Source organism: Pseudomonas sp. NFXW11 (assembly GCF_049887815.1).
GTDB lineage: Bacteria > Pseudomonadota > Gammaproteobacteria > Pseudomonadales > Pseudomonadaceae > Aquipseudomonas.
Genome location: NZ_JAGEKI010000018.1, coordinates 58,390 through 84,088 on the forward strand (window position 1 = coordinate 58,390; position 25,699 = coordinate 84,088).

The window sequence follows — 25,699 nt, forward strand, 5'->3', positions numbered from 1 at the left end:
GAGGGTCTTCTATGCCAGGTCATCTTTCTCATGTGGAAATCGGCGTTGCCGATGGCCCGCAGTCGCTGGTCTTCTTCCAGCACCTGTTCGACTGGTCGCCGCAACGGCTCGGTGCAACGGCCGATGCCTGGTTGCAGACGCCCTCGGTCCGGGTCGGGGTGCATGGCGACGATCCGCAGTCGCGCATGGTGCTGTATTTCGGGGTCAGCGACATGGCCGAAAGCGTGGCCCGGGTCCGGGCTCTGGGGGGGCAAGCCGGCGAGATCAGCCCCCACGAGCCCGGCTTCGGAAGCTTCTGCCTGTGCCACGATCCTCAGGGCGTGTGCTTCGGCCTGCACCAGCCGGACTCCTGAGCCCTGGCAGGCCAGCGGCGCACTCAGGCGGCGCGGCAGGGGCGTTGCAGGCGATGGAAACTGCGCTTGAAGTACACCAGCGAATCGCCTTGCTCCTGCACGCTGATTTCCTCCAGCTCCACCAGCATCAGCGAATGGGTGCCGATCTCCTGCACTTCGCGAATCCGCCCCTGAAGGCTGGCCAGGGCATCCTCCAGCACCGGCAGGGCGTGTATTCCGTCGCGCCAGGGATGCAGGGCGAAGCGCTGGTCCATGGCCAGGTCGGTCATGCCGGCAAAATGCCGGGCCAGTTCTTCGTGCTGGCCGCCCAGGACGTTGATGCACAACCGGCCATTGCCCTTGAACACCGGGTTCAGGGCGCTGCTGCGGTTGACGCAGACCATCAGCGTGGGCGGGCTGTCGGTGATCGAGCAGACCGCGGTGGCGGTGATGCCGCAACGTCCAGCCGGGCCGTTGCTGGTGATGACGCTGACCGCGGCGCTCATATGGGCCATGGCGTTGCGAAAGGCGAGTTGTTCGGGGGCGAGTTCGGACATGATCGAATCCTTGTTGGCAGGAGCTGGTCGGCGATGCAGGGCTTGCGGGCCTCTTCGCTGGCAAGCCAGCTCCTACGACGGTGGCGGGGCAGCGTGTTTTTTGTGGGCACCGGCATCACTGGCGGATACGGTCGAGCATATTGATGTCGTCGGGGTTGCAGAGGTGCGGCACGGTCCAGCCCTCGAGGTCGTAGTCGGCCAGGCAGCGGTCCACCAGCTCGGTCATGGCCTGCAGCGAGCCGCCGCCCTGGGCGTGGCGCAGGCACTGCATGCGAATCTCGTCCTGGCTGCCGGCGTAGTTGATCTCGTACAGCTCGTGACGCCCGCCGAACTCGGTGCCGATGGCGTCCCACAGCAGCTTGAGGATCTTGATCCGTTCCTCGTGGCCCATGCCCGCCGACCCCCGGCAGTAGGTGCTCAGGTACTGGTTGAGCTGCGGGTCCTTGAGATCCCGCGAGCCGGACGGCAGGTAGATCAGGCCGCTGGCCACCACCTGCTCGATGATCTTCTTGATCTCGGTGTAGGCCTGGGGCGCCAGCACCCGGTAGGCCTGCAAGGCCTCGCTGCTGGGCAGGAACACACCGTTGCGCCATTCGCTGGCCTTGCCGTGCATGGCGTCGGTCAGCGACCAGAACAGGTTGCGCCAGGCCAGCACTTCGCCCACCTGGGCCTGGACCCCACGAAACTCCAGGGAGCCGGTGCATTGCAGGGCCTTGACCAGCAGCCCGCTGATGAAGTCCAGCTTGACCGCCAGCCGGGTGCAGCCCTGCATCGGGAACAGCCGGCCGAAACCGCCCTGAGGGAACCACTGGCGGCAGCGCTCGAAGTCGCGGTAGATCAGCACGTTCTCCCAGGGGATGAACACCTTGTCCATGATCAGGATCGCATCGTTCTCGTCGAAGCGGCTGGACAGCGGGTAGTCGAAGGGCGAGCCGGTCATGCCGGCCTGCAGCTCATAGGACGGCCGGCAGATCAGCTTCATGCCCCGGGTGTTCATCGGCGCGATGAACATCAGGGCGAAGTCGGTGTTGTCCCCCAGTAACTGCGCCGAGCCCTGGCCGACGAAGTTGTAGTGGGTCAGGGCCGAGTTGGTGGCCACCACCTTGGCGCCGCTGACGATGATCCCGCCTTCCACTTCCTCATCCACCGAGATGAATACGTCCTTGACCTGGTCCACCGGTTTGTCGCGGTCGATGGGCGGGTTGACGATGGCGTGGTTGAGGTAGAGGCAGGCTTCCTGGATGCGCTGGTACCAGGTGCGGGCGTTGCCCTCGAAGCGCCCGTAGAACTGCGCATTGGCCCCCAGAACGCTGCCGAAGGCCGCCTTGTAGTCGGGGCTGCGGCCCATCCAGCCGTAGGTCAGGCGCGACCAGTCGGCAATGGCGTCGCGCTGTTGGCGCAGTTCGTCGGGGCTTCTCGCCGAGCGGAAGAACTTGTGGGTGTAGCCGCCGTTGCCGGTGTCGGTGTCCCAGCACAGCTGTTCCTTGGTGGCCGGGTCGTGCAGGGCGTCGTAGAGGCGGGCGATGGAGGCGGCCGAGTTGCGAAAGGCCGGGTGGCTGGTGACGTCTTTCACCCGGTCGCCATAGATGTAGATCTCGCGGTCATCGCGCAGGCTGGCCAGGTACTCGGCTCCGGTCAGCGGGCGATTGCTTGCGGCACGAAAGTCTTCGGGTTTCATATCCAGTCTCGACATTGTTTTTATTGACCGGGCCCATGATGGGCAGGGCAGGGCGGGGAAAAAATGGCTTTTCCGGCGAATGACTTGCACTTTCCATGGTGCTCGCCGCCGCCCTGGCAACCGCGCCAGGGAAAATCCCTCGCGGTGCTTTATCGATTCAGTTCACGTTGTGCTGTATCGGTACTGAAACACTGGCCTTTTTGATCGGTTTTTTTGCACGGCCACCCTATGGAAGGCGGATTTCGGCCGATATCTGTTACAGGCCGTGGGGGTATCAAGTACCCCGGGCCGACGTCGGCACAGCCCCTGACGCGCCTGACGGATCACTGGCATGGATGCTTGCCGCCCGCTCGCCCCCGAGAGTCGCCCTATGTCTTTGCGCAACCTGAATATCGCTCCGCGTGCTTTCCTCGGTTTTGCCTTTATTGCCTTGCTGGTCATGGTGCTGGGGGTGTTTGCGGTCAATCGCATGGCGATCATCCGCGATGCCTCCGTCGACATGGAAAGCAACCAGCTGCCCAGCGTGGGTTACCTGGGCAACCTCACCGAAAACGTCCTGCGCCTGCGCATCCTGTCCTTTCGTGTGCTGGTGAACCGCGACCCGGCCGGCCTGGCCGAGGCGCAGACGCGCATCGGCGTGCTGGTGGACAAGGTCAAGACCGCCCAGGCCGGTTATGCCGCGCTGCCGGCGGGTGGCGAGGAGGCGGCGCTGTACAAGAGCTTCGCCACGACCCTGGACAACTACCTGCAGGCGCAGAAGGAGATGCTCGAACTGTCGCGCCAGGACAAGCTCGATGAGCTGCGCAGCCTGATCAACACGCGGATCAAGGACGGCACCGACCAGATGGGCGAGCAGCTCAACAAGCTGATCGCGATCAACGCCGCCGATGCCAAGGCCGCCTCTGCAGCTGCCGGCGAGCACTACAACAGCGCCATTACCGGCATCGTCATCGTGGCGCTGCTGGCCGCGCTGCTGACCATTGTCCTGGCCCTGCTGCTGACCCGCAGCATCGTCAATCCACTGAACAAGGCGCTGAACGTCGCCGAAGTGATAGCCGGTGGCAACCTGCGCCAGGCCATCGAGATCGACGGCAAGGACGAACCGGCACGCCTGCTGCGGGCCCTGGCCGAGATGCAGGCCAGCCTGCGCCGCACCATCGAGCAGATTGCCGGTTCGGCGACCCAGCTGGCCTCGGCGGCCGAGGAACTCAACGCGGTTACCGAAGAAGCCTCCCGCGGCGTGCAGCAGCAGAACACCGAGATCGAGCAGGCGGCCACTGCGGTCAATGAAATGACCGCGGCGGTGGAAGAGGTGGCGCGCAACGCGGTGTCCACCTCCGAAGCCTCCAAGCAATCGACCCAGGCCGCCCGTGAAGGCCGCGACCGGGTGGTGCAGACCGTCGACTCGATCCAGACCATGGCCCACGACGTGCAAAACACCTCGGTGATGATCGAAGGCCTGGCCACCCAGGGCCGGGACATCGGCCAGGTGCTGGACGTGATCCGTGCCATCGCCGAACAGACCAACCTGCTGGCGCTCAACGCCGCCATCGAGGCGGCCCGGGCTGGCGAGGCCGGGCGTGGTTTTGCCGTGGTGGCCGACGAAGTGCGGGCCCTGGCCCATCGCACCGCGCAGTCGACCCAGGAAATCGAGAAGATGGTCGCCGGTATCCAGAACGGCACCGGCGAAGCCGTGGAGTCGATGCAGCAGAGCAACCAGCGCACCCAGAGCACCCTGGAACTGGCCCGCGCCGCCGGGGTGGCGCTGGAGCAGATCGCCGAATCGATCAATCAGATCAACGAACGCAACCTGGTGATCGCCAGCGCTTCGGAAGAACAGGCCCAGGTTTCCCGGGAAGTCGACCGCAACCTGGTGAATATCCGTGACCTGGCCGTGCAGTCGGCGGCCGGGGCCAACCAGACCAGCGCTGCCAGCCACGAGCTGTCGCGCCTGGCGGTGGACCTGAACGCCATGGTGGCGCGTTTCGTGATCTAACTGCACGAACGGTGGGCCGGGGCGCTCGACGACTACCCCGGCAGCACCTAGGGTTTTGGCTGAAGCATCTTGCACGGAGAACGTGATGCGCTATTCAGCCTTGACCCAAAGGATTGCCGGCGAAGGTTCCGCCGCCTGGAACATCCACTACCGGGCCCTGACCCTGCGCGAGCAAGGTCGCGACGTGCTGCTGCTGACCATCGGCGACCCGGATTTCGACACCCCGATGCCGGTGGTCCAGGCGGCCATCGACAGCCTGCTGGCGGGCGACACCCACTATTCGGAAGTGCGCGGCAACCTGGCGCTGCGCAGCAGCATCGCCCGCCGTCACCAGCGCCGCACCGGGCAGGTTGTCGATGCCGAGCATGTGGTGGTGCTGCCGGGGGCGCAGTGCGCGGTGTTTTCCGTGGTCCAGTGCCTGCTCAACCCGGGGGACGAGGTGCTGGTGCCCGAGCCCATGTACGTCACCTATGAAGCGGTATTCGGCGCCTGCGGGGCCAAGGTGGTGGCGGTACCGGTGCGTGCCGAGCAGGGCTTTCGCGTCGAGCCCGGGGAAATGGCGGCCCGCATCACCCCGCGCACTCGGGCCATGCTGCTCAACAGCCCGAACAACCCCTCCGGCGCCAGCCTCAGCCTGGACGACTGGCAGGCCCTGGCCCGGCTGTGCCTGGCCCATGACCTGTGGCTGATTTCCGATGAGGTCTACAGCGACCTGCTGTACCAGGGCCAGCACCTGAGCCCGGCCAGCCTGCCGCGCATGGGCGAGCGCACCGCCACCATCAACAGCCTGTCCAAGTCCCATGCCATGAGCGGCTGGCGGGTCGGCTGGGTGATTGCCCCCACGGTGCTCGCCGGGCACCTGAGCAACCTGGCCCTGTGCATGCTCTATGGCCTGCCGGACTTTGTGCAGAACGCCGCGGTGGTGGCCCTGGAGGGTGATCTGCCGGAGCTGGCACAGATGCACCAGGAATACCGGCTCCGTCGCGACCTGGTGTGCGCCATGCTCGGCGAATGCCCGGGGCTGACGCCGATCTGCCCGGACGGCGGGATGTTCGTCATGGTTGATGTGCGCGCCACCGGGCTGGACGCCCAGTCCTTCGCCGACTGCCTGTTGGAGCGGCACGGAGTGTCGGTGCTCGCCGGGGAGGCCTTCGGCCCCAGCGTGGCGGGTTATATCCGCATTGGCCTGGTGCTGGACCGCCCACGCCTGGCAGACGCCTGCCGGCGCATTGCCCGCTGCACCGCCGAGCTGCTGGAGCAAGGCCCCACACACCGCACCGGCAGGTAGCACCCTTTATCGTAGGAGCCGGCCGGGCGGCGTTCCGCTTGCCGGCGAAGGGGCCCGTGAGCCATGCAGCGCAATGGCTGACGCCGGGATTAGCCCGGCTGGCCGGTCCAGGCTTGGGCATTCACCAGGTTCGGCGGGCGCTTTCCGGCCAGCGCCGCCAGCAGGTTGTCCACCGCGCAACGGGCCATGGCTTCGCGGGTTTCATGGGTGGCCGAGCCCATATGCGGGGTGGCCACCACCTGGGGCAGTTGCAGCAGCCGGGAGTCGGGGGCCAGCGGCTCGCGTTCGAACACATCCAGCCCGGCGCCGCGAATCCGCCGTTCCTGCAAGGCCTCGATCAGGGCCGCTTCATCCACCACCTTGCCCCGGGAAATATTGATGAAGATGCTCTCGGGGCGCATCAGCGCCAGCTCGCGCCGGCCGATCAGGCCCTGGGTCTGGTCGGTCAGCGGCAGGGTCAGGCAGACGAAGTCGGCCTCTTGCAGCAACTGCTCGAGGCTGCAGTAGCGGGCATTGAAACGTTGCTCCACCGCCGGCTTGGGGCGGGTGCTGTGGTAGAGCACCGGCATGCCGAAACCGCAGTGGCCGCGCTGGGCCAGGGCCTCGCCAATGCGTCCCATGCCGATGATGCCCAGGGTCTTGCCGTGCACGTCGCTACCGAAATGCAGCGGACCTATGGTGCGCTGCCATTGCCCGGCGCGAACCATATTGGCCAGCTCCACCACCCGCCGCGCGGTGGCCAGGATCAGCGCGAAGCCGGTGTCGGCGGTGGTTTCGGTGAGCACATCCGGGGTATTGCTGAGGAGGATGCCGCGCCGGGTCAGGTAGTCGATGTCGTAGTTGTCCACCCCCACCGAGACACTGGCCACCGCCTGCAACTGCGGCGCCAGGTCCAGCAGCTCGGCGTCCAGGCGCAGGCTGGCGCCCAGCAGGCCCTGGGCTCTGGGCAGGGCCTGGCGCAGGGCCTGCAGGCCTTCGGCGTTGAGCTCATCGATCAGGGTCACCTCGGCCTGCTGTTGCAGGCGATCCATCAGCACGGGGGAGAGTTTCTTGTACAGCAGCACATGTTTTTTCATCAGCGGCTCCGTGGCCATTCAGGAGTGAGCCAGGCGCCGGCGCAGGGGCAGGGCCCTGGCCTGGGGCGCGCTGGCACCGGGTTTGAGCAGCAGGGTCAGCAGCACCGAGAGCAGCAGGGCACCGCTCATCAATAGATAGGACGCCCCCGGGGAGCCGGTGGAGCTGTTCAGGTAGCCCACCAGGTAGGAACCACCGAAGGAGCCCAGGGCGCCCATGCTGTTGATCAGGGCCATGGCGCCGCCGGCGACATTGGCCGGGAGAATTTCCGGGACGATCGCGAAGAACGGCCCGTAAGGCGCATACATGCAGGCCCCGGCGATCACCAGCAGGCTGTAGGACCACCAGAAGTGCTCGGCCCCCAGCAGGTAGGAGGCGTAGAAGGCGATGGCGGCCAGCAGCAGCGGCGGCCAGACGAAGCGCTTGCGCTTCTGCGTGCGGTCCGAGCCCCAGGACACCAGCAGCATGGCGATCACCGCCGCCAGGTAGGGCAGGGCCGAGAGCCAGCCGGCTTCCACCATGTCCATCTGCGCGCCCTGCTTGAGGATCGACGGCAGCCACAGCACGAAGCCGTAGACGCCGATGCTCCAGCAGAAGAACTGCAGGGCGAGGATGATCACCCGCGGCGAGCGGAAGGCTTCGGCGTAGTTCTTCACGGCCTTGAGGCCTTGCTGTTCGGCGGCCAGGGCGCTTTCCAGGTCTTGTTTCTCCTGGGGGCTGAGCCACTGCGCCTGGCTTGGCCGGTCATCGGCCAGGCGCCACCAGATAAAGGCCCAAAGCACCGCCGGCAAGCCCTCGATGATAAACATCCAGCGCCAGCTGAAATGCTCCACCAGGTAGCCCGAGACCACCGACATCCAGAGCATGGTCACCGGGTTACCGAGGATCAGGAAGGTGTTGGCCCGGGAGCGTTCGGCGCGGGTGAACCAGTGGCACAGGTACACCAGCATCGCCGGCATCACCGCCGCTTCCACCACCCCCAGCAGAAAGCGGATGGCGATCAGCATGTAGGCGTTGGCCACTATGCCGGTAAGGGTGGCCAGGCCGCCCCAGAGGATCAGGCTGACGAAGATCAGCTTCTTCACGCTGCGCTTTTGCGCGTAGATCGCCCCCGGCACCTGGAAGAAGAAGTAGCCGAGGAAGAACAGCGCACCCAGCAGGGACGACAGGGCCGGGGTGATTCTCAGGTCGGCGGCCATGCCCGAGGCTGCGGCGAAGCCGTAGTTGGCGCGGTCCAGGTAGGCCAGGCTGTAGGTGATAAAGACAATCGGCATGATGTACCACCAGCGGCGGCTGGCGAGTTTGAGGGCTTGCATGGCGGATCTCCTGAGCTTGTTGTTTTTGTCGCAACAGGTGGTGCTTGGGGTTTTGCTTACTGCGCCTAGACGCTACAGGCGGCTTGCCGAGGCGCCGTCGGGTCCGGCAACTGCTGGCGTGTGGGCAGGCCTTCCATATCGCCGCGGCTCTGCACCGCCAGGCTGCCGACCCAGTTGGCCCGCTGTACCGCTTCGAGCATGCTGCGGCTTTCCAGCAGGGCGCTGATCAGGCCCACGGCAAAGGCGTCGCCGGCGCCCACGGTGTCCACTACCTGGGCCACCGGCACGCTGTCGACAAAGCCGGCATCCAGTTGGGTGCGGTAGTAGGCGCCATGGGCACCGAGCTTGATCACCACGGCTTCAGCGCCCTGGTCCAGGTAGAAAGCGGCAATATCCGCCGGGTCGTCGCGGCCGGTGAGCAGGCGACCTTCGCCCAATCCCGGCAGCACCCAGTGGGCCAGGGCCGCCAGGCGGTTGATCTCGCGGATCATCAGGGTTTCGCTGGCCCACAGGCCGGGGCGCAGGTTGGGGTCGAAGGACACACTGCGCCCGGCCGCGCGCTGGTGCTGCATCAGGTGGGCGGACAGCTCCCGCGCCGAGGCCGACAGCGCCGGTGGAATGCCGGTGGCGTGCAAGTGGCGGGCCTGCAGCAGCGTCGGGTGCAGGTCGTCCAGGCTCAGGTGGCTGGCGGCCGAGCCACGGCGGAAGTATTCGACCCGGGGATCGTCGCCGTGGTCTTCCCGTGACTTGAGCTGGAAGCCGGTGGGGTGCAGCGGGTCGCAACGGACGAAGCGGCAGTCCAGGCCCTCGGCTTCCAGGGCCTGGCGCACGAAACGCCCCAGGGAGTCGTCGCCCACTCGGCTCAGCCAGGCCACCTTGAAACCCAGGCGCGACAGGCCGATGGCGACATTGCTGTCGGCGCCGGCGATGCGTTTGTGAAAGTGCCCGACCTCGGCCAGGTCGCCGCTGTGCTCGGCCACGAACATGGCCATGGTTTCACCGAAGGAAAGGATATCGATCTCAGACATCGGCATTCTCCAGTCGCGCTTGGCCCAGGTGTGCCAGCCGTTCCACCTGCTCGCGGGTCACCGATAGCAGATCGTCGCCCTGCAATGGATATTCCACGGCCCGGGTAAGGCCTTGGGTCATGTGCCGCAGCAGTTGTTCCCACTGTTGCAGGTCCTCGGCGCCGGGCGGCAGCGCCACGAGCTTGCCGTCGGCCCGCAGGCGTACCGCCTTGCAGTGCACATAGGCCACATGCCGGCCCAGCAGGCGCGCGGCCTGCAATGCAGACTGCCGCTGCCACTGCCAGTTGCCGATATCGAAGGTCATGCGCAGCGGCAGGTTGAGTGGCTCCACGGCACTGAAAAAGCGCTGGAAGGGCTCTATGCATCCGCCATGGGCGGTCTGGTCGTTCTCCACCAGCAGTTGCAGCGGCTGGCCAGAGAGCAGGTTGGCCAGGCTGCGCAAGTCGTGCTGCGCGTTGAAATGCCCGAGGGACACCTTGAGCTGGCGGGCGCCGAAGGCCTGGGCCCGCTGCAGGGTGGCGGCCAGTGCCGGGTTGGGCTGGTGACTATCGGCCTGCCACAGTTCCAGTGGTGAGGAAAACACGCTGTGCAAGCCATGCTGCTCGGCGCTGCGGGCCAGGGTGGCGGGTTCCTCGCCAGTCAACAGCTCCTCGCGCCATTCGATGCAGGCCGCACCGGCGGCTGCCACCAGGGCAATGAAATGCCCCTGGCCATGCTGGCGTACTGGCTCTGCGCCATAGCTGGACAGACTGATGGAAACGGGGGATCTACGCATATATCGGACCTCTGAAACCGGTTTCATTTACAAGCAGCGGCAAGTTCCAAGCGGCAAGCGACAAGCACCCGGCTTGCCTCTTGCAGCTAGCCCCTTGCCGCTGCCGTTGCTGCTGTTTGGGTAGAACCGCGAATGATCAGTTGGGCGGCGAAGTCCCTGACCTGCACGGGCCCGTTGTCGCCTTGCAGGCGTTGGCGCAGGCAGTCGAAGGCGCTGGCGCCGATGGCTGCCGTGGGCTGGGCCAGGGCGGTGATGCCGCTGCCCACCAGGGGCAACCAGTCAAGGTCGTCGAGGGCGATCAGGCCGATGCCGTCGAACAGTGGGCATTCCAGTTCGCGCAGGGCGCCGGTGGCTGCCAGGGTGGCCACGCCATTGGCGCAGAACAGCGCCTTGGGGCCGGGCCCCGGGGCGCTGAGAAAGGCTTGCAGTTGCTGGCGCAGTTGCGCGCCGGTGGCCAGTGCCTGGCCACGCAGGGCCGGGCGCCGGGCGATCTCGGCGGCAAAGGCGGTGCTGCGTTCCAGGCGCGAGCTGGTGCCGTCGTGGGGTTCGCTGACCAGCAGCAGGTCGCGGTAGCCCTGTTGCTCCAGGTGCTCGATGGCGCTGTGTACGGCGGCCGGGTTGTCCAGGCCCACCAGGTCGGCGTGCAGGGCGTCGAGCTTGCGGTCCACCAGGACCATGGGCATTTCCTGCTGCAGTTGCTGCAACTGCTCCAGGTGATGGCCCAGGGTGTTCACGATCAAGCCTTCGATGTTGTAGGCCCGCAGGTTGTCCAGGTGCCGGGCTTCCTGCTGGTCGTCGCGGTCGGTGTTGCACACCACCAGGCTGTAGCCGTGCTGGCGGCAGGCGGTTTCCACGCCATGCATCACGGCAATCGAATAGGGGTTGCGGATATCCGCCACCAGCATGCCGATCAGCCGCGTGCGCCCGCGCTTCAGGCCGCGGGCCATCTGGTTCGGGCGGTAGTCCAGGGCGCTGATCGCTTGTTCGATGCGCAGGGCGATGGCGTCGGAGAGCAGGGCGCGGTCTTCGCCGATAAAGCGCGACACGCTGGCCTTGGAGACCCCGGCGCGGCGGGCCACATCCTCGATGGTGACGCGGCTGCGCTGGGCGGCGGAAAACTGATTCACGGCGGACGACCTTATTCTTGGAATGATGGCGCTCCAGTCCTTTTTGACAGAAGGCTGAAACCGGTTTCAGGAAACCGCAAAAGGCCTTCTGTCGTCAAGGGTGCAACCCGGGGAAATATCATTCGGGCAGGGTGCCGGCTGACCGACGGTGATGCATCGGCAGGTTTCAGCCCCCTTGCAAGTGCTCGTCCAGATAGCCCAGCAGCAGGCTGTAGAGCGCATCCACTTCCGCCACCAGGCCCCTGGCCCGCAGGCAGCCGTGCACCAGGCCCAGGCCCGGATACAGCTGGCTCTGCCCCCCGGCGGCCAGCAGCCGTTGGTGATAGAGCGCGCCGTCGTCCCGCAGCGGATCGAACTGCGCCAGGGCGATCAGCGCCGGCGGCAGGCCGCGCAAATCATCCGCCAGTAAGGGCCGGGCATAGGCCGAACGCTGTTCGGGCTCGGGCAGGTACAGGGTCTGGAAGCTCTCCAGGTCGCTGCTGCTGAGCAGGGGCGCGTCGGCGCACTGGCTGCGCGAGGGCAGGTCGCTGGCGCCCCCCAGCCCGGGGTAGACCAGCACCTGGGCGGCGGGCAGCGGTTCACCGGCATCGCGCAGCGCCAGGCATAGGGCCGCCGCCAGATTGCCCCCGGCGCTGTCACCCATCACCAGCCGTCGCTGCGGGTGCAGCGGCAGGCTGGTCTGGCCTTGCACCAGGGCGCGCCATACTGCCAGGCAGTCGTCGAAGGCCGCCGGAAACGGCTGTTCCGGCGCCAGCCGGTAGTCCACGGCAATCACCAGCACCTGCAACTGGCTGGCCAGGTGAGCGCAGATGAAATCGTGGGAATCGAGGCCGCCCAGCACCCAACCACCACCGTGCAGGTACAGCAGCCAGGGCCAGCCGGCCGCCGGGGCCGGGCGGTCCGGGTGATACAGGCGCAGCGGCACCCGTGCCAGTTGCAGCTCCTGCACCGCCAGCCCGGGCGGATGGGCCGGGGTGAAGTGCCGGCACATGCGCTCGTAGCTCGCGCGCAGGCCCTTGAGGCTGCTGTCGCTGTCGGCGTAGCTCAGGGTCTGGCGGACAAAGGCGGCCATTTGCGGCGAGAGGGGGTAGTGGTTCATCGATCTGCCTGGAGCTGGGTCGCCGGCTTGTCGGCGAGGTGTTGATCAGCAGTTCTTTACAGCCCGGCCTTGACCGCTGCCAGGCCGTCGCCGCCGGCGAAGGTGGTGACCCCCGCCAGCCAGCGTTGCAGGTCCTCGGGGTGTTCGCGCAGCCATTGCCGGGCCACTTCCTGGGGTGCCTTGCGCTGCATGATCGGCACCATCAGCTGGCTTTCCTGGGCGGCGCTGAAGCTCAGGTTCTGCAACAGCCGATCGACGTTCGGGCAGCGCTGGGCATAGTCCGGGGCGGTGACCGTGGACACCGTCGCCGCGCCCTCGTTGGGCCCGTACACATCCTCGCTGCCGGTGAGGTAGGTGAGGCGCAGGTTGATATTCATCGGGTGCGGGGTCCAGCCGACGAACACCACGAACTCCTGGCGATTGATCGCCCGTTGTACCGCCGCCAGCATCCCGGCCTCGCCGGATTCGATCAGCTTGAAATCCTTGAGGCCGAAACGGTCGGTGTCGATCAGGGTCTTGATCGTGGTGTTGGCGCCGCTGCCGGGCTCGATGCCGTAGATCTTGCCCCCCAACTGCTGCTTGAAGCGGGCGATATCGGCGAAGGTTTTCAAACCTGCCTGGGCCACGTAGTCCGGCACCGCCAGGGTCGCCTGGGCATCCCTCAGGCTGGGTTTGGCCATGACCCGGACCTGCCCGGCGGCAACGAAGGGCGCGATGTTCTGGTCCATGGCCGGCTGCCAGTAACCGAGGAAGATATCCAGGCGCTTGTCGCGGATACCGGCAAAGATGATCTGCTGCACCGCGCTGGTCTGCTTGCTGTCGTAGCCCAGGCCCGTGAGCAGCACCTCGGCCATGGCGCTGGTGGCGATCACGTCGGTCCAGTTGACCACGCCCATGCGCACGTTCTTGCAGGCGGCGGGTTCGGCGGCCCAGGTGGGAGCGCTCAGGAGAGCGGCGCAGAGAATCGGCAAACAACCCTTGAACGATGCTTTCATCGGGGATCTCTTCCGGCAGGCGGTTATTGTTCAGAGCGGCGTCTTGGTGCGCCGTGGCTGCCACCTTACGTGGCGGTGGCGCCGGGTAAAACGCCCTGTGGCGACCGCCTTTTGCCCTCAGGCGACGCTCGCAGCTTCAGGCCCAGCGCTTGGGTGCAGATGCCTTGTGCCGTTTCAGCTGAACAGCCCGGCGGCGATATTGATCGAGAAACCGAGGATCGCGGTGTTGAACAGAAAACCGATCAGCGACTGGGCGAGGACGATCCTGCGCAGCTCGCGGGTGGCCACGCCGACATCCGAGGTCTGCACCGCCACGCCGATGGTGAAGGAGAAATACAGGAAGTCCCAGTAGTCCGGGGTGCTCAGGTTCTCGGCAAAGCGCAGGGCCTGTTCCTGGCCATCCCAGGTGTAGTAGAGGCGGGCGTAATGCACGCTGAAGATCACCCCCACCAGCAGCCAGGAGCCGATCACCGTCAGCCCGGTGAAACCGTAGTGCAGCAGGCGCTGGGTGCTGCCCAGGTCCTTGCTGCCCACCAGTTCGAAGGTAATGGCCACCAGGCTGGCCATGGCCGCGATACACACGATCAGCAGCACCACCCCGGCGTTCTCGTCCTCGACCTCGGCGATGCGTTTCACTTCCTCGGCGCGGGCGCGCACGGTCAGCCAGAACATCAGCGCCAGGTAGCTCCAGACCGCGACGTTCCAGCCGATCAGCACCTTGCTGATCAGGCTCTGTGCGGGCACCAGAAGGCCCACGGCGCAGCCCAGCAGCACACCGAGGGTCAAGCGGGGATGAGTACGGAACACGACGGACATGGGGGCTCGCGCAGGGTCAGGGAAGAGATGCGAACCATAGAAGCAGTAGAAGCTAGCCGCAAGCCGCAAGCCGCAAGCCGCAAGCCGCAAGCCGCAAGCCTCAAGTGGCAAGCTGCAAGTGCCTGGCTTCACGCTTGCCGCTTGGAGCTTGCCGCTTGTGGCTGCATCACTGCCATGAACAGCTCCGATTCCAGCAGATGGTGCAGCCATTGCTGCAAGGCGGTATAGGGCGTCTGGGCGAACCATTCCCGGTCGACGTGGGCGAACTGCCGCACAAAGGGCAGCAAGGCCATGTCCGCCAGGCTCGGGTGCTCGGCCAGCAAGTAGCGCCGCTCTTGCAACAGCCCATCGAGCTTGGCGAGAAAGGCCTCGCCCTGGGCCCGGTAATGCTCCATGGGCGCCTCGGGGTAGCGTTCGGCGTATTTGTAGCGATTGAGGTGCAGCTTGAACACCTGGTCGTTGTCCTCGATCAGCGCCGCCATCTGCGCCTGCGCTTCGGGGTCGCCCTGCAGGCGCCAGTTCTGCGGATCATGCTGGTCCAGGGCCCAGTGCATGATCTCCAGGCTCTGTTCCAGCACCCGTCCAGCCACCTCCAGCACCGGCACCGTGCCCTTGGGCGACAGGGCGAGCATCTCGGCCGGCTTGGCCTTGAGGCTGACTTCCACGGTGTGCAGCGCCACCCCGGCATAGCGCAGCGCCAGGCGCGCACGCATGGCGTAGGGGCAGCGGCGGAAGGAGTAGAGGGTGGCCAGTGGCGTGCTCATTTCACCTCCAGGGTGCTCAGGCCATTGCCCTGGCGGCTGACCTGGATCTGCACCGGAATCCGTTCGTGCATTTCCTGCACATGGGAAATCACCGCCACTTTGCGCCCCTGGGCCTGCAGGCCGTCGAGGGCATCCATGGCCAGTTGCAGCGACTCGGGGTCGAGGCTACCGAAACCTTCGTCGATGAATAGCGACTCGATTTTCAGCGTGCTGGAGGCCATGGACGCCAGCCCCAGGGCCAACGCCAGGGACACCAGGAAGGTTTCGCCGCCGGACAGCGAATGCACCGAACGGGTTTCATCGCCCATCTCGGTGTCCAGCACCAACAGGCCGAGCATGCTGCCGCCGCGTTTCAGGCGATAGCGGCGCACCAGTTGGCGCAACTGGGCGTTGGCGTGGTGCACCAGCAGGTCGAGGTTGTAGGCCTGGGCGATCTTGCGGAAGGTGTCGCCGGTGGCCGAGCCGATCAGCGCATTGAGCCGCGCCCAGCGTTGCCATTCGCCGTAGGCCTGGGCGATCTGCTCGGCCAGGGCCTGGTTGGCGTCTTGCCGGCGCTGGTCTTCGGCCTGTTGCGCACGCAATTCGGCGCTCAGTTGTTCGCTGGCGGCCAGTTGCTGATGCACCTGGTCCAGGGCGCTGGCCAGGTGTTCGGCATCCAGCGGCTCGTTGTGCTGGGCCTGGTGGCTGTGCAGCCGTTGCTCGCGCTCGGTGAGCAGGACCTTGGCCTGCTCCATGGCCTTTTCGCTCGCTTGCAGTTGCTGGCGCAGCGCGGCCACCTGCGGCTCGTCGAAACCGAGCAACAGCTCCAGCCCACCGTCGTCCAGCTCCGGATGTTGCTGGCGCCAATCGGCGATCTTGCTGCCCAGCTCCGCCTGCTCGGTTTGCAGGGCCAGCAGGCGTTCCTCCTTGCCTTGCAGCTCCGCGCCCAGTTGCACCAGCAGGCTGCGGACTTCCTGCAACTGCTGGCTGGCCAACCCTTCGGCGGCGCGTAGCTGTTCCACGGCCTGCTCCAGGTGCTGCTGCCAGGCTTCGGCGTTGGGGTGCTCGCCCAGCAGTTGCCCGAGCTTGTCGCGGGCGGCCTGTTGCTGCTCGGCCAGGGCATTGAACTGCGCCTGGGCGGCCTGCAGTTGCTGCACCCGGGTCTGTTGGCGGTCTTGCTCTTTTTCCAGGGCCAGCTGGCGTTGTTGCTGCTCCTGCTGTTCTTCCTGCTGCTGGTCGAGCTGTTCCAGGCGCTGCATCACCTGCTGATCGAGCTGCATGAAAGTCGCCGCCGGATCGCTGCGCAGTGCTTGCAGGGTATCGGCCGGCAGCAGGGTGGCAAAGGCCGACAGTTCTTCTTCCAGGCGCTGGCGATCGGCGCCCAGTTGTTGTTGCTGCTGGGTCAGCTGTTGCGTGGCCTGCTGGCTGGCCTCGACTGCCGTTTGCAGCTGCTGTTGCAGGCGTCCGGCGTCCTTTTGCAGTTGCAGCAGGGCGCCTTGGCGCTGTTCGTCCTGCTGCAGGTTCTGGTTCAGCTGGCTCAGTTGCTGATTGAGCCAGGCGTCGCGCCGGGCGGGCTCCTGGTCCAGCAGCGCGGCTGCCAATGGGTGGGCTTCGATGCTCGGGGCCAGGGCCTGTTGCTGGCTTGCCAGCTGTTCCTGTTGCAGCAGGAATTCCTTCTGCTGGGCAATCAGGCCACCGACCTGGCTGCGCAGTTCCGCGAGTTTTTCCTTGAGTTGATCCACCGCCTGGCGCGCATTGGCCTCTTCGTCGGCGTCGTGGCGACCCAGGCTTTGCAACAGCGCTTCGGGCTGATGGTAGGGGTGCTCGTGGCTGCCGCAAACCGGGCAGGGCTGATCGTCCTGCAACTGCCCGCGCAGCTCTTCGACACTGGCGCTGCGGGCCAGACGCTGGCGTTCCAGCAGTTGCTGGGTCACCGCCAGGGTCTGTTCGGCGAGCACCAGCTCGGCCTTGCTCTGCAGGCCAGCGCGGTTCAGCTCCTCGCGCTGGCTGGCAGCGCTTTGCAGTTTGTCTGCCAGTTGCGCGCCGCGCTGGTCCAGTTCCTGCTGGCTGGCCCAGAGCCGCACCAGTTCTTCGCAGGCGCGCTGTTGCTTGCGATTGCTCTGCAGCAGGTCGCTGAGGATCTGCAACTGTTCCGCCACCGCATGGGGCTCGGCGCCGGCTTCGCTGTACAGCAGCTGCAGCTCATCGCGTTGGCTGGCCAGTTGCTGCGCTGCGCTGGCGGCTCGCTGTTGCAGGCCGGGCAGTTCTTGCTGGCCCTGGTTCAGGCGGTTGCCGGCCTGCATCAGCTGTTGCAGGCGATCGCGGTAGGCCTTCCAGGCATCGCTGAGCGGCGCCAGATGGGTGCTGTGCTCCAGCTGTAGGGCAATCTGCTGCAGGCGCTCGGCAACCCGTTGCTGCTGTTCGAGCATGGCCTGGATCGCTTGCTGGCCTTGCGCGCTGGCCTGTTGCAGTTGTTCCTTGAGTTCGGCAGCTTCGCCATGGCCCTTGGCCAAGTGGGCGAGGGTGCTTTGCTCGGCAAAGGCCTCGCGCAGCTGTGGGGCGCTGCTGCTTTGCTGGGCCTGGGCGCCGAGCAGCGCGGCCTGGGCTGTGCCCAACTGCTGTTCAAGCTCGGCCTGGCGCTGTTGCTGGGCGCTGTGCTGCAGGCGCAGTTGCTGGATCTGCTCGGCCAGCGGGGTCAGTTGCAGGTTCAGCTCGGCCTGCCGGGCGAACTGATGGCGTTGCGGCGCCAACTGCTCCAGGCGGGCCAGCCGGGTACGCTCGCCGTCCAGGTTTTCCCAGGCGGTTTGCGCTTGTTGCAGTTGTTCGGCGGCGCTCTGCCGTTGCTCCTGCAGCAGTTGCAGTTCCTTGAGCCAGGCGTGTTGCAGCTCCAACTGCTTGAGCTGTGCCTGCTGGGCCTTGAACTGCTGCTGGGCGGCGTCGAAGCGCTGGTCCAGTTCGGCCCGGGCTTCGGGCTCCAGCGGGGTGATGCCACTGGCCTGGGCCTTGAGCGCCTTGTGCTGCTCGTCAGCTTCCTTGCTCTTGCTGTAGGCGCGGCGCCCGAGCTGGCTGTAGATCGAGGTGTTGGTGAGCTTTTCCAGCAGCTCGCTGCGTTCCTTGTCGTCGGCCTTGAGGAAGGCGCTGAACTCGCTCTGGGCCAGCATCACCGCGCGGGTGAACTGCTCGAAGTTGAGCCCCAGCTTGGCTTCGATCAGCTGTTCGTAGTCGCGCTTGCTGCTGGCCAGCAGTTGATTGCTGTCCAGGTCGTGCAGGCTCTGCTTGCTGGCCTGCAGCTTGCCGTTGGCCTTGTCCCGGGCGCGGTTGGTTTCCCAGCGCGCGCGGTAGCGTCGGCCGTCGATGCCGACGAAATCCACCTCGGCGTAACCGCTGCCGGTGCCACGCCGCAGCAGGGTGCGCGGGTCGCCGGTGGAAATCTCGCTATCGACATCCGGAACCTTGTTTTCCTTGGCGATATTGTTCAGCCGCGGCACCGCGCCGAACAGCGCCAGGCACAGGGCGTCGAGCAGGGTGCTCTTGCCGGCGCCGGTGGGCCCGGTGATGGCGAACAGCCCGGCGCTGGCCAGGGGCTCGGCCGTGAAGTCGATCTCGAAGGGGCCGGCCAGGGAGGCCAGGTTCTTCAGGCGAATGGCCAGGATCTTCATGGCTGATCCTCCTCGTGCTGCACTTCCTGGAGCAGTTGCGCGAAGTCCTTGAGGGTTTGTTCATCCACCTCGCTGCCGTAGCTGTCCAGCCAGGCGCGGCTGAACAGGTCCTGGGGGCTGAGCTGGTCCAGCTCCAGCAGTTGCGCGGCGTCGTCTTGGCCATCAAGGCCGCGGTTGCCGGCGTATTCGGCGGCGATCCGCACCAGGCGCACGGCCTTGCCTTGCAGGGCGCTTTCCACTTGCTGGCGCAGGTCGGGCTGGGGTTCGTCCAGGCGCACCCGCACCTCCAGCCAGGGCTGGCGTTGTTCTTCGTCCAGCAGATCGATATCCGCCAGTTCGCCCAGTTGCTTGAGGATCTCTGCCAGGGGCGCCGGGCCCAGGCGTTGCAGGTTGACGGCCCGGGGAATCAGCCGCGGCTCGACGCTGATCAGGCTTGCACCGTCCAGGCGCACATCGAGAATCTGGTGCTTGTAGTCGATCTCGGAAAACGACAGCGGGATCGGCGAGCCGCTGTAGCGGATGCGTTCCTCGCCATTGACCTTCTGCGGCTTGTGCAGGTGCCCCAGGGCCACGTAGCTGATATCGGCGCCGAACAGGCTGGCGGGCAGGGCCTCGGCGTTGCCGATGATCAGGCTGCGCTCGGAGTCCTCGGACACCGAACCACCGGCCATGTGCGCGTGGCTCACGGCGATCAGGGCCTGCCCGGGCTGGCGCTTGGCATTGGCTGCGGCGATCAGCCGGGCATGCACCTGGGCGATGCCCTTGAGGTAGTCGTCGCCCAGGTGCGCGCCTGTGACTTCGGCCGGCCGCAGGAAGGGCAGGGCCAGGCACCAGCCGGCAATCGCGCCGCTGGCATCGGGCAGCGGCAGCAGCAAGCGCTCGGTGTCCAGCTGGCCGTCATCGAGCCACAGCACCCGGCCCAGGGCGTGGGTGCGCAGGCGGCGCATCAGCGGCGCGGGCAATTCGATACGCGAACCGGAGTCGTGGTTACCGGCGATCATCACGATGGTCAGGGCCGGCTGCTGCTCGTGGGCGCTGACGATAAAGTCGTAGAGCCGCTCCTGAGCCTTGACCGGCGGGTTGACGGTGTCGAACACATCGCCGGCGATCAGCAGCACATCCGGCTGTTCGTGCTTGAGCTGGCGCAACAGCCACTGCAGAAAGCAGTCGTGCTCGAAGTCGCGCTCCTGGCCGTGGAGGTTCTGGCCCAGGTGCCAGTCGGAGGTGTGAAACAGACGCAAAATAAGCTCCAGAAAAGCAGCACTCAGGTTTCAAGCTGCAAGCTTCAAGTTGAAGCAAAAGCCGGGTTGTGGCTTGTGGCTTGCAGCTCGAAGCTTGCCGCTGCGGTTATTTAGGGTAGAGCGGCGGCAGGCTACCGGTATCGGCCTGCGGCGTCTGGACCCGTTCGTCAATTGGAATGGCGCGGATCGCCCGCCACAGTTCCTCGCCCTGCCAGAACTGGCCGCCCTCGCTGTAGAGGGCGCCATTCAGGCCGTCCAGGGCGTCGGACAGCGGAATAAAGCGCGCCGCCATCTCGGCCAGGGTCTCCGGCTGCTGGCGGGCCCAGGCGTCCAGGGCCTGGCGGGTGCTCTGCGGGTCATTGGCCTGGCAGGCGCGCTTGAGGTCGTCGAGCAGCGAGCGCGGGCTGGGCCCGGTCTGGGCCGCGCGCAGCACCGCCGGTTGCCAGCGGGCGCGCCACCACAGGCCAAAGCCCAGCAGGGTGCTGCAGGCCAGTAGCAGGGTGCTCAGCTGCCAGAGCCAGAGCACGCTGCTGTCGCCGCTGACGGGGGCGCTGCTGACCGGCGTGTCCGGCGCCAGGCTCGGGTTGTTGTTCACCTGCAAGGTGCGCGCCGGCAGGCTGCTGTGTTCCAGGCGATCTTCCTGGGTGTTCCACCAGGTCACTTCCAGGGCCGGCAGTTCGATGCTGCCGGTGCGGGTCGGCACCAGGGCCTGGCGGTCTTCGCGAATGCCCAGCAGGCCATTTTCCACCGGCTGGTTGCTCAACTTCGGCTGGTCCGGGTAGCTGCGCAGGCCATTCACCTCGGCCAGCGGCAGGGGCGGCAGCTGTGCGCTGGACAGGCCCTCGGCGCGCAGGGTCAGGCTGCGGGTCAGGGAATCGCCCACCTGCAGTGTGTCCGGTTCGGGGCTCCAGCTTTCTTCCAGGCTCAGGCTGCGGGCTGGTAACCAGGGGCTGTCGGCGGGGTAGGCGGCGGGCTTGGCCAGCACCTCCAGGCTGATGGGCGTGGAGCTGACATGGATCAGCTTGCCGGCCCTGGGGCCGTTGCTGTCCTGGCCGTTATTCGGGTTGGCCAGGGTGGCGCTGAAGGTCAGCGCCGGAATCTGCAAGGCGCCGCTGCGCTGCGGGTAGAGCGCGTAGCGTTTTTCGATGACCCCGTGGCGCACGCCATTGATCAGCTTTTCATAGGTGCGCGCTTCCCCCAGTTGCTCCATCCTGGCATCGCTGAGCAGCAGCGGGCTGAGGTTGCTGTCGTCGAACAACGGTACCGAGTGATAGATGTGCAGGGTCAGCAGCGCCTGGGCCTGGACGTAGACCTTGGGCTGGTCGAGCTCGGCCTCGATGAACACCGGCTCCAGCCGGGCTGCCGGTGCCTGCTCCGGGCCGGCATTGACTTGCAGGCTCAGGGCCTGGCTCTGCAGGCTGCCCAACTGCAAGGGGGCGATTTCCAGGGTGCCGGTTTGGCGCGGCAGCAGGGTGACTATCCAGCGGGTGCTGGCGTGGCTGTCGCCCAGGCTATTGAGCTGGTTGACCTGGCGCGTGCCACGCACTTCGAACTGCGCCTCCAGCGGCGTCAGGTCCGGCTTGCCGAACTGGGTGACATCGGTGGACTCCAGGGTCAGTTCGACGGTCTCCCCGGTGTTCACCTGGCTGCGGTCCAGGCTGGCGAACAGCCCGGCAGCCTGGGACTGGGAGGTCCAGAGCGCGAGGGCAAGCAGAAGGGCAGTGCAGCGGGTCATCGAATTTTTCCCTGATCCTGATGTTGTTGCTGTTCGTACCAGAATTTGCGTCGCAGCAATTCCCCCGGGTCGTCGGGGATCTTGCGCAGCCACTGTTCCAGCGCCTGCTGGTGTTCGGCGTCCAGGCTGTCCTCTGCCGGACGCAAAGGAGTGGTGGTGTGCTGGTCGTCCAGTTCGCTACCGGGCACATCGCTATGGCCAGCGCTCTGCGGGTCCGTTTGCCTGCCTTGCTCCTGGTCGGTTGGCGCTTGCCCGGGCTCGCTGGGGGACTCGCTGTCGGAAGGCGGCGGGTTCACCGCGCTGCTTGGGCCGGGCGGGTTGTGCTCCGGGTTGTCGGGGTTCTCGGCAGGCTGTTCGGCGGGCTTGTCTGCCGCTTGCTGCTGTTGCAGCAGGCTTTCCACCAGGGCCTTGTTCTGCTCTGCCGGTTGCAGGTCCGGCTGCAGTTCCAGGGCTTGCTCGTAGGCATCGATGGCCGCTTCCAGTTCACCGCTGCGGGCCAGGGCGTTACCGCGATTGTAGTGCGCGCGGGCATCGTTGCCGGTGGCGAAGCGCTCGGCGGCGGCGCCGTAGTTGCCCGCCTCGTACAAGGCCATGCCTTGCCATTGCGGGTCCTGGAAATGCCGTGCGGCCTCGGCCGGGCGCTGCTGTTCGAGCAGGCGCTGGCCCTGTTGGTCGGGGCGCAGCCACAGGTCGCGAAAATCCAGGGCGTAGCTGGACTGGGGTACGGCCAACAGCAGCAGCGGCAGGCACAGTAGCCAGCCGCGGCGCCCGGCGCAGGCCGCCAGCAATAGCAGGGGCAGCAACAGCCAGTAGCCCTGGTCGGCCCAGGTGTCCAGGCGCAGGGTCTGGCCGTCGTTGCGCACGCCCTGGGGGCCGCCCAGCAGGCCCAGGCCGCGCAGGTCGCTGTTGTCCAGGCGGGCCTGGCGATAGCGGCCGCCGACCTCGCCGATAAATTGCTTGAGCTCGGGGCTGTCCAGGCGCGACAGGAGGATCGCGCCCTGGTCGTCCTTGAGGTAGCTGCCGTCTTCCAGGGCTACCGGGGCGCCATCGCGGCTGCCGAAGCCGAGCATCAGCAACTGTGGCGCGTCGCCGTCCAGGGCCTGGCGAATGCCCTGGCGTTCCTGGGGGCTCAGGGATGAGGCCAGCAACAGCACCCGGCCCTGGCCCAGGGCGCCCTGGGCCAGCAGCTTGAGGGCCTTTTGCAGGGCCAGGTCGGCGCGCTGGCCGGGCTGGGGCATGATCGACGGCTTGAGCGCGTCCAGCAGGTTGCGGCTGGTGGCCAGGTCATCGGACAGCGGCACCAGGGTGTGGGCGCTGCCGGCATAGACCACGATCGCGGTCTGGGCGTCGCTGCGCAGGGCCAGCAGGTCCAGCAGCTTGTGCCGGGCCTGTTCCAGGCGATTGGGCGGCACGTCGCCGGCGAGCATTTGCGGGGTCAGTTCCAGCAGCACCACCAGTGGGTCGGCGGGCTTCTGGCTGGTCTGTTCCACGCGCTGCCAGCTCGGGCCCAGCAGTGCCAGCACCGCCAGCACCCAGGCCAGGCCCAGGGCCACCCAGGGCAGCTTGCTTTCGCGACCCTTGCCGCCGCGCAGCAGGGCGGCATGAAACGCCGGCGGCAGGATCACCTGCCAGCGCCCGGCGCGTTTCTGCCGGTGCCACAGCTGCCACAGCAACAGCGCCAGCAACGGCAGTATCAGCAACCAGCCGGGGCGGAACCAATGGGGCCAGAGGCTGATCATCGACGCCTCCGCAGGCGCAGGCGCTTGAGGCGTTCGCGCCAATCCGGCAAGGGCTGCAGGAAGTGCTTCCTGGTCAGCCAGCGTTGCAGGGGGTTGTCCGGCCAGTGCTCGCGCAGCACCAGCAGCACGCTGAACAGCAGCGCCGTGGCCAGGGGCCAGTGGTACAGGGCCTGGGCCGGGCGCGCCTGGGTCGGTTGCTGGGCCACGGGCTCCAGTTGGTCGAGGGTGGCCTTGATGGCTTGCAGCTCCTGGCCGTCGCGGGCGCGGAAATAGCGCCCGCCGGTGACTTCGGCCAGCTCCTTGAGGGCCGGCTCGTCCAGGTCCAGGCTCGGGTTCAGGCCCAGCACGCCAAGGGTGGCGCTCTGTTCCGGGTCGGCACCGATGCCGATGGGGTAGATTTTCACCCCTTCCTCGGCGGCCAGGCGCGCGGCAGTGATGGGGGCGATTTCACCGCCGTTGTTGGCGCCGTCGGTGACCAATATCAGCACCCGGCTCTGCGCCGGACGCTGGCGCAGGCGTTTCAGGGCCAGGCCGATGGCGTCGCCGATGGCGGTGTTCTTGCCGGCGATGCCGATCTTCGCTTCATCGAGCCAGATGCGCACCGTGCGCCGGTCGAAGGTCAGCGGCGCTTGCAGGTAGGCCTTGCTGCCGAACAGGATCAGGCCCACCCGATCGCCCTCGCGGTGTTCGAGAAAGTCACCCAGCAGGTGCTTGACCAGGCTCAGGCGGCTGACGTCTTCGTCTTGCCACTGCATATCGGGAAAGTCCATGGAACCGGAGACGTCCACCGCCACCAGCAGGTCGCGGCCACTGGCGGCCACCGGCAGCGGTTCGCCCAGCCATTGCGGGCGCGCCGCGGCCAGTAACAGCAGCAGCCACAGCAGGATGAACGGCGCCTGCTGGCGCCAGCCCGGCAGATGGGACCGGGCGCGGCGCTTGGACAAGCCTTCCAGCTCGTGGAGAAAGCTCACCTTGAGCGCCGGTTCGCCGCTGTCGGCTACCGGCAGCACCAGGCGCAGCAGCCAGGGCAGCGGCAGCAGGGCGAAGATCCACGGCCAGGCGAACTCAAACATGCTTGCGAATCCAGGTGTCCACCGCCTGGGTCAGGCCGGCGATGGCTTTGTCGTCGAGCTTGCACTCGGGCTTGTAGGCGCCTTCCACCAGCACCATCCAGCGGGTCAGGCCGGCGGCGGGGCAACGGTTGTCGAGAAAGGCCAGCCACTTGCGGCCATTGAGGGTGTGGCTCTGGCTGTTGGGGTAGTGGTTGCGGCACAGGCGCTTGAGCAAGGCATTCAGGGCCTGCAGCCAGGCGCCGGCGGGGGCGCCGTCATAGGGCTTGGGCAGCAGCGCCAGCTCCGCCAGGGCGGCCAGGCGCAGCGGGTCCAGGGGTTGCTCGCTGCGCGGCTGCACGGCCTTGCGCGGCCACAGGTGGCGCCAGTGCCAGAGGGCGAAACCCAGCAGCGGCAACAGCACCGCCAGCAGCCACCAGCCCGGCGCCGGTGGCCACAGGCTGACCGCAGGTGGCGGCAGCAGCGGTTGCAGTTGTTCCAGGCTGCTCATCGACCGGCTCCCGGACGTTGCGGGTTGAGGTACTCGCGCAGTTGCTCGACCATTTCGCTCTGGGTGCTCAGGGGCATCAGCAGCACCCGCAGCTTTTGCGCCAGGCGTTCCCAGCGGGCGATGCGCGCCTCGCTCTGGGCGCGGTAGGCCTGGCGCAGGTCGTAGTTCAGGGTGTCGAGTTCCAGCTGCGCACCGCGCTCGGCGAAACGCAGCAGCCCGGCGGCGGGCAGGGCATGGTCCAGCGGGTCGGACAAGGGCATCAGCAGCAGGTCGCAATGCCGCGACAACAGGCTCAACTGCTGTTCGGCGGCGTCGCTCAGGGCCCGTTCGTCACAGATCACGATCACCAGGCTGCCCGGGCGCAGCACTTCACGCCCGCGCAGCAGGGCGGTGCCCAGGGCATCGCGCTGGGGCTGGGCCTCGCTGTTCAGCGACTGGTTGACTCGTACCAGGCGGTTGAGCAGCTGCAACAGGCTCTGCTTGCTGCGCCGCGGCTTGATTTCGTAGTGCTCGTCGTCGCCGTACACCAGCCCGCCCACCCGGTCGTTATGGCCCAGGGCGGCCCAGCCGATCAGCGCCGCGGCCTGGGCCGCAAGCACCGACTTGAACATCAGCCCGGAGCCGAAGAACAGCTGGCGGCTCTGTTCCACCATGATGAAGATCGGCCGCTCGCGCTCCTCGTGGAACAGCTTGGTGTGGGGTTCCTGGGTGCGCGCGGTGACGCGCCAGTCGATGGTGCGCACGTCGTCGCCGGCCTGGTAGACCCGCACCTGGTCGAAGTCCACGCCGCGCCCGCGCAGCTTGGAATGGTGCAGGCCGATCAGCGGGCTGCGCTGGCTCGGGGTGGAGAACAGCTGCACCTCGCGCACGCGATGGCGCATCTCGATCAGTTCGCCGAGGGTAATGCGGATGCCGGGTTCGGCAACGGGCTGGGTCATGGG

General features: G+C 66.8%; 21 protein-coding genes. 3 read left to right on the plus strand and 18 right to left on the minus strand.

What is annotated here, in order from left to right; genetic code table 11:
• Positions 1 to 11 precede the first annotated feature (11 nt).
• Entirely contained in the window at positions 12 to 353 is a 342-nt protein-coding gene (locus tag J4P02_RS24340) for a VOC family protein (protein ID WP_426195071.1), read from the plus strand.
• 23 nt (positions 354 to 376) lie between these two features.
• Here the strand turns inward: J4P02_RS24340 and hpaC are convergent, their stop codons facing one another.
• A complete protein-coding gene (gene hpaC / locus J4P02_RS24345; RefSeq protein ID WP_426195073.1) occupies positions 377 to 889 on the minus strand; it encodes a 4-hydroxyphenylacetate 3-monooxygenase, reductase component in 513 nt (170 codons plus the stop codon).
• A gap of 115 nt (positions 890 to 1,004) precedes the next feature.
• A complete protein-coding gene (hpaB, locus tag J4P02_RS24350) occupies positions 1,005 to 2,567 on the minus strand; it encodes a 4-hydroxyphenylacetate 3-monooxygenase, oxygenase component (RefSeq protein ID WP_426195075.1) in 1,563 nt (520 codons plus the stop codon).
• Positions 2,568 to 2,937: 370 nt separating this feature from the next.
• Between hpaB and J4P02_RS24355 the strand changes: the two genes are divergently transcribed.
• A complete protein-coding gene (locus J4P02_RS24355) occupies positions 2,938 to 4,563 on the plus strand; it encodes a methyl-accepting chemotaxis protein (protein ID WP_426195077.1) in 1,626 nt (541 codons plus the stop codon).
• 85 nt (positions 4,564 to 4,648) lie between these two features.
• Positions 4,649 to 5,851, plus strand: coding sequence for a pyridoxal phosphate-dependent aminotransferase (locus J4P02_RS24360; RefSeq protein ID WP_426195079.1), 1,203 nt, complete (start codon positions 4,649 to 4,651; stop codon positions 5,849 to 5,851).
• An 89-nt stretch (positions 5,852 to 5,940) separates the two neighbouring features.
• Here J4P02_RS24360 and J4P02_RS24365 read toward each other — a convergent pair whose 3' ends face one another.
• From J4P02_RS24365 to J4P02_RS24440, 16 genes are all read right to left on the minus strand, one after another.
• Positions 5,941 to 6,927 (minus strand): 2-hydroxyacid dehydrogenase, encoded by a 987-nt coding sequence (locus J4P02_RS24365; RefSeq protein ID WP_426195081.1) that lies wholly within the window; start codon positions 6,925 to 6,927, stop codon positions 5,941 to 5,943.
• A gap of 18 nt (positions 6,928 to 6,945) precedes the next feature.
• Positions 6,946 to 8,241 carry an MFS transporter gene (locus J4P02_RS24370; RefSeq protein ID WP_426195083.1) on the minus strand — a complete coding sequence of 432 codons (1,296 nt, stop codon included), beginning with the start codon at positions 8,239 to 8,241 and terminating at the stop codon, positions 6,946 to 6,948.
• Positions 8,242 to 8,306: 65 nt separating this feature from the next.
• Positions 8,307 to 9,269 (minus strand): sugar kinase, encoded by a 963-nt coding sequence (locus J4P02_RS24375; protein ID WP_426195085.1) that lies wholly within the window; start codon positions 9,267 to 9,269, stop codon positions 8,307 to 8,309.
• The gene (locus J4P02_RS24380; protein WP_426195087.1) at positions 9,262 to 10,044 is read right to left on the minus strand and encodes a sugar phosphate isomerase/epimerase family protein; all 783 of its coding nucleotides are present in this window, start codon (positions 10,042 to 10,044) and stop codon (positions 9,262 to 9,264) included. The genes J4P02_RS24375 and J4P02_RS24380 overlap by 8 nt, the downstream gene beginning before the upstream one ends.
• An 86-nt stretch (positions 10,045 to 10,130) precedes the next feature.
• The gene (locus tag J4P02_RS24385) at positions 10,131 to 11,171 is read right to left on the minus strand and encodes a LacI family DNA-binding transcriptional regulator (RefSeq protein WP_426195089.1); all 1,041 of its coding nucleotides are present in this window, start codon (positions 11,169 to 11,171) and stop codon (positions 10,131 to 10,133) included.
• Between the two features lie 166 nt (positions 11,172 to 11,337).
• A complete protein-coding gene (locus tag J4P02_RS24390) occupies positions 11,338 to 12,270 on the minus strand; it encodes an alpha/beta hydrolase (RefSeq protein ID WP_426195091.1) in 933 nt (310 codons plus the stop codon).
• Between the two features lie 56 nt (positions 12,271 to 12,326).
• Complete coding sequence (locus J4P02_RS24395; protein ID WP_426195093.1) at positions 12,327 to 13,265, minus strand: choline ABC transporter substrate-binding protein; 939 nt, start codon at positions 13,263 to 13,265, stop codon at positions 12,327 to 12,329.
• A gap of 174 nt (positions 13,266 to 13,439) precedes the next feature.
• On the minus strand, positions 13,440 to 14,081 hold the full coding sequence (locus J4P02_RS24400; protein ID WP_426195095.1) for a DUF1345 domain-containing protein: 642 nt from the start codon (positions 14,079 to 14,081) through the stop codon (positions 13,440 to 13,442).
• 128 nt (positions 14,082 to 14,209) lie between these two features.
• Positions 14,210 to 14,845, minus strand: coding sequence for a glutathione S-transferase (locus J4P02_RS24405; protein WP_426195098.1), 636 nt, complete (start codon positions 14,843 to 14,845; stop codon positions 14,210 to 14,212).
• A complete protein-coding gene (locus tag J4P02_RS24410) occupies positions 14,842 to 18,483 on the minus strand; it encodes an AAA family ATPase (protein WP_426195100.1) in 3,642 nt (1,213 codons plus the stop codon). Before J4P02_RS24410 ends, J4P02_RS24405 begins: the two co-directional genes overlap by 4 nt.
• A complete protein-coding gene (locus J4P02_RS24415; RefSeq protein ID WP_426195102.1) occupies positions 18,480 to 19,724 on the minus strand; it encodes an exonuclease SbcCD subunit D C-terminal domain-containing protein in 1,245 nt (414 codons plus the stop codon). Before J4P02_RS24415 ends, J4P02_RS24410 begins: the two co-directional genes overlap by 4 nt.
• A gap of 106 nt (positions 19,725 to 19,830) precedes the next feature.
• Positions 19,831 to 21,459: a BatD family protein gene (locus tag J4P02_RS24420; RefSeq protein WP_426195104.1), complete on the minus strand. Its 1,629-nt coding sequence runs from the start codon at positions 21,457 to 21,459 to the stop codon at positions 19,831 to 19,833.
• Complete coding sequence (locus J4P02_RS24425) at positions 21,456 to 23,198, minus strand: VWA domain-containing protein (protein ID WP_426195106.1); 1,743 nt, start codon at positions 23,196 to 23,198, stop codon at positions 21,456 to 21,458. The genes J4P02_RS24420 and J4P02_RS24425 overlap by 4 nt, the downstream gene beginning before the upstream one ends.
• Complete coding sequence (locus J4P02_RS24430; protein WP_426195108.1) at positions 23,195 to 24,271, minus strand: vWA domain-containing protein; 1,077 nt, start codon at positions 24,269 to 24,271, stop codon at positions 23,195 to 23,197. The genes J4P02_RS24425 and J4P02_RS24430 overlap by 4 nt, the downstream gene beginning before the upstream one ends.
• Entirely contained in the window at positions 24,264 to 24,758 is a 495-nt protein-coding gene (locus J4P02_RS24435) for a DUF4381 domain-containing protein (protein ID WP_426195110.1), read from the minus strand. Before J4P02_RS24435 ends, J4P02_RS24430 begins: the two co-directional genes overlap by 8 nt.
• Positions 24,755 to 25,696 carry a DUF58 domain-containing protein gene (locus J4P02_RS24440; RefSeq protein WP_426195111.1) on the minus strand — a complete coding sequence of 314 codons (942 nt, stop codon included), beginning with the start codon at positions 25,694 to 25,696 and terminating at the stop codon, positions 24,755 to 24,757. Before J4P02_RS24440 ends, J4P02_RS24435 begins: the two co-directional genes overlap by 4 nt.
• Between the last annotated feature and the right edge of the window lie 3 nt (positions 25,697 to 25,699).

Bases quoted from the DNA above. Each gene is read 5' to 3' on its own strand.
- J4P02_RS24340 (WP_426195071.1), top strand. From the start codon at position 12: ATGCCAGGTCATCTTTCTCATGTGGAAATCGGCGTTGCCGATGGCCCG.
- hpaC (WP_426195073.1), bottom strand. From the start codon at position 889: ATGTCCGAACTCGCCCCCGAACAACTCGCCTTTCGCAACGCCATGGCC.
- hpaB (WP_426195075.1), bottom strand. From the start codon at position 2,567: ATGAAACCCGAAGACTTTCGTGCCGCAAGCAATCGCCCGCTGACCGGA.
- J4P02_RS24355 (WP_426195077.1), top strand. From the start codon at position 2,938: ATGTCTTTGCGCAACCTGAATATCGCTCCGCGTGCTTTCCTCGGTTTT.
- J4P02_RS24360 (WP_426195079.1), top strand. From the start codon at position 4,649: ATGCGCTATTCAGCCTTGACCCAAAGGATTGCCGGCGAAGGTTCCGCC.
- J4P02_RS24365 (WP_426195081.1), bottom strand. From the start codon at position 6,927: ATGAAAAAACATGTGCTGCTGTACAAGAAACTCTCCCCCGTGCTGATG.
- J4P02_RS24370 (WP_426195083.1), bottom strand. From the start codon at position 8,241: ATGCAAGCCCTCAAACTCGCCAGCCGCCGCTGGTGGTACATCATGCCG.
- J4P02_RS24375 (WP_426195085.1), bottom strand. From the start codon at position 9,269: ATGTCTGAGATCGATATCCTTTCCTTCGGTGAAACCATGGCCATGTTC.
- J4P02_RS24380 (WP_426195087.1), bottom strand. From the start codon at position 10,044: ATGCGTAGATCCCCCGTTTCCATCAGTCTGTCCAGCTATGGCGCAGAG.
- J4P02_RS24390 (WP_426195091.1), bottom strand. From the start codon at position 12,270: ATGAACCACTACCCCCTCTCGCCGCAAATGGCCGCCTTTGTCCGCCAG.
- J4P02_RS24395 (WP_426195093.1), bottom strand. From the start codon at position 13,265: ATGAAAGCATCGTTCAAGGGTTGTTTGCCGATTCTCTGCGCCGCTCTC.
- J4P02_RS24400 (WP_426195095.1), bottom strand. From the start codon at position 14,081: ATGTCCGTCGTGTTCCGTACTCATCCCCGCTTGACCCTCGGTGTGCTG.
- J4P02_RS24405 (WP_426195098.1), bottom strand. From the start codon at position 14,845: ATGAGCACGCCACTGGCCACCCTCTACTCCTTCCGCCGCTGCCCCTAC.
- J4P02_RS24410 (WP_426195100.1), bottom strand. From the start codon at position 18,483: ATGAAGATCCTGGCCATTCGCCTGAAGAACCTGGCCTCCCTGGCCGGC.
- J4P02_RS24420 (WP_426195104.1), bottom strand. From the start codon at position 21,459: ATGACCCGCTGCACTGCCCTTCTGCTTGCCCTCGCGCTCTGGACCTCC.
- J4P02_RS24425 (WP_426195106.1), bottom strand. From the start codon at position 23,198: ATGATCAGCCTCTGGCCCCATTGGTTCCGCCCCGGCTGGTTGCTGATA.
- J4P02_RS24430 (WP_426195108.1), bottom strand. From the start codon at position 24,271: ATGTTTGAGTTCGCCTGGCCGTGGATCTTCGCCCTGCTGCCGCTGCCC.
- J4P02_RS24435 (WP_426195110.1), bottom strand. From the start codon at position 24,758: ATGAGCAGCCTGGAACAACTGCAACCGCTGCTGCCGCCACCTGCGGTC.
- J4P02_RS24440 (WP_426195111.1), bottom strand. From the start codon at position 25,696: ATGACCCAGCCCGTTGCCGAACCCGGCATCCGCATTACCCTCGGCGAA.